This window comes from Delftia sp. ZNC0008 (genome assembly GCF_000799035.1).
GTDB classification, from domain to species: domain Bacteria; phylum Pseudomonadota; class Gammaproteobacteria; order Burkholderiales; family Burkholderiaceae_C; genus Comamonas; species Comamonas tsuruhatensis.
Genome location: NZ_JTKZ01000398.1, coordinates 1 through 2,041 on the forward strand (window position 1 = coordinate 1; position 2,041 = coordinate 2,041).

Below are 2,041 nucleotides of genomic sequence, written 5' to 3' on the forward strand. Positions count from 1 at the left end.
GCCGCTGCGGCGGCCGGCTACGGGCCGCTGCACGTGGGCACGGACATCGGCGGCTCCATCCGCCTGCCGGCGGGCTGGTGCGGCATCTTCGGCCTCAAGCCCAGCCTGGGCCGCGTGCCCATCGACCCGCCCTACACCGGCCGCTGCGCAGGTCCCATGACCCGCAGCGTGGCCGACGCCGCGCTGATGATGCAGGTGCTGTCCCTGCCCGATGCACGCGACAGCATGGGCCTGCCGCACCAGGAGATTGCATGGCACAGCTTCGACATGGACCCTGCCCAGGCGCGCGGCCTGCGCATAGGCCTGCTGCTGGATGCCGGCTGCGGCCTGCCCCTGCAGCCCCGCGTGCGCGCCGTGGTGGAGCAGGCTGCGGCTTGGCTGGAATCGGCCGGCGCGCACATCGAGCGCATCGAGCCCTGGCTCACCCGCGACATGCTCGACGGCCTCGACCATTTCTGGCGCATGCGATCGCATGTGGAGATGCAGTCGCTGACGGACGCGCAGCGCCGCGTGATCCTGCCCTTCATCCGCGAATGGGCCGACAGTGCCGCGCCACTGACAGCCACGCAGCTGTTCGTGGCCAGCCAGCAGTCGCACCTTCTGCGCACGGCCACGGTGCGTGCCACGGCGGCCTACGACTACGTGCTGTCGCCCGTGGCGCCGATCACGGCTTTCCCGGCCCACCTGCCCAGCCCCACCAACGACCCGCTGCGGCCGCTGGAGCACATTGCCTTTACCGTGCCCTACAACATGTCCGAACAGCCCGCCGCATCCGTGCCCTGCGGGCATGACGGGCAGCTGCCCATAGGCGTGCAGATCGCAGGCCGCCGGTTCGACGACCTGGGCGTGCTCCGGCTCAGCCGGGTGCTGGAGCAGTTGCGCCCACCCCAGCCCGCCTGGCCACAGCCCGTTCAGTCGGGCCAGGACCGGGCGCAGACTGCATCGGCTACTCCAGCCTGATTCCCGCCTCCTTCACGATGCGCGCCCAGCGCGGCATGTCGCGCGCCATGACGGAGGCCAATTCCTCGGGCGTGCCGCCCACCGGGCGCAGGCCCATGGAGGCCAGGCGGCCGCTGAGTTCGGGCGTGGCCACGATGCGCCGCACCTCCGCCGAGAGCCGGTCCACGATGGGCCGCGGCGTTCCCGCCGCCACGAAGGTGGCGAACCAGCCATTGGCCTCGAAGCCGGCCAGGCCCAGCTCGGCAAACGTGGGCACCTCGGGCAGCGCCGGGTGGCGCTGCATGCCGGTGATGGCCAGGATGCGGATCTTGTCCGACTTCAGGTGCGCATTGGCCGAGGACACATCGATGAAGCCCGACGACAGCTGCCCGCCCAGCACGTCGTTGACCAGCGGCGCCGCGCCCTTGTAGGGAATCAGCGCCAGGTCCAGCCCGGCCCTGGCGCGCAGCAGCTCACCATGCATGTGCGAGGAGGTGCCGTTGCCGTAGTTGCCGTTGCTGTACTTGCCCGGATGGGCCTTGACCAGGGCGATGAACTCCTGCAACGTCGTGGCCGACACGTCGCGCGGCACCACGAACAGGTCCGAGGACAGGGCCACCTGCGATACGGGGGCAAAGTCCTTGAGCACGTCATAGGGCATCCTGGCGTACAGCGCAGGCGACTGGATCATGGCCGTGATCCCCAGCAGCAGCGTGTAGCCGTCTGGCGGCGACTTGGCCACCACGTCGCCGCCGATGATGCCGCTGGAGCCCGGCCGGTTCTCCACCACCACGGGCTGGCCCCAGGCCTGGCTCAGTTGCTGGGCAATGATGCGCCCGATGATGTCGGTGCCGCCGCCTGCCGGGTAGGGAATCACCATGCGCAGCGGCTTGGACGGGTAGGCACCGCCTGCCGGCTGTGCAAAGGCGATCGGCGATGCCGTTCCCAGGGCGGCACCCAGTGAGGCGCTGGCAGCGCATGCCAGCGCCGCCCGCAGGCAGCCGCGTCGGCTCGATTCCATGGCTTGTCTCCTTGTCCTTCGGTGCTCCGCCCTCGTTGGCGGGGCGGTGTGCCCTGCCGCAGTGGCAGGGTCCATACGCGG

Annotated in this window: 2 protein-coding genes; one reads left to right on the top strand and one right to left on the bottom strand. The window is 70.6% G+C overall.

Annotated elements, in window-relative coordinates:
* The coding region (locus L995_RS13460; RefSeq protein ID WP_047472236.1) for an amidase at positions 1-960 on the top strand (960 nt) is incomplete at its 5' end.
* Here L995_RS13460 and L995_RS13465 read toward each other — a convergent pair.
* Positions 947-1,960, bottom strand: a complete 1,014-nt coding sequence (locus L995_RS13465; RefSeq protein ID WP_047472238.1) for a Bug family tripartite tricarboxylate transporter substrate binding protein — start codon at positions 1,958-1,960, stop codon at positions 947-949. The genes L995_RS13460 and L995_RS13465 overlap by 14 nt on opposite strands.
* Between the last annotated feature and the right edge of the window lie 81 nt (positions 1,961-2,041).

Excerpts from the sequence above, each read along its gene's own strand:
- L995_RS13465 (WP_047472238.1), bottom strand. The coding sequence starts at position 1,960 with ATGGAATCGAGCCGACGCGGCTGCCTGCGGGCGGCGCTGGCATGCGCT.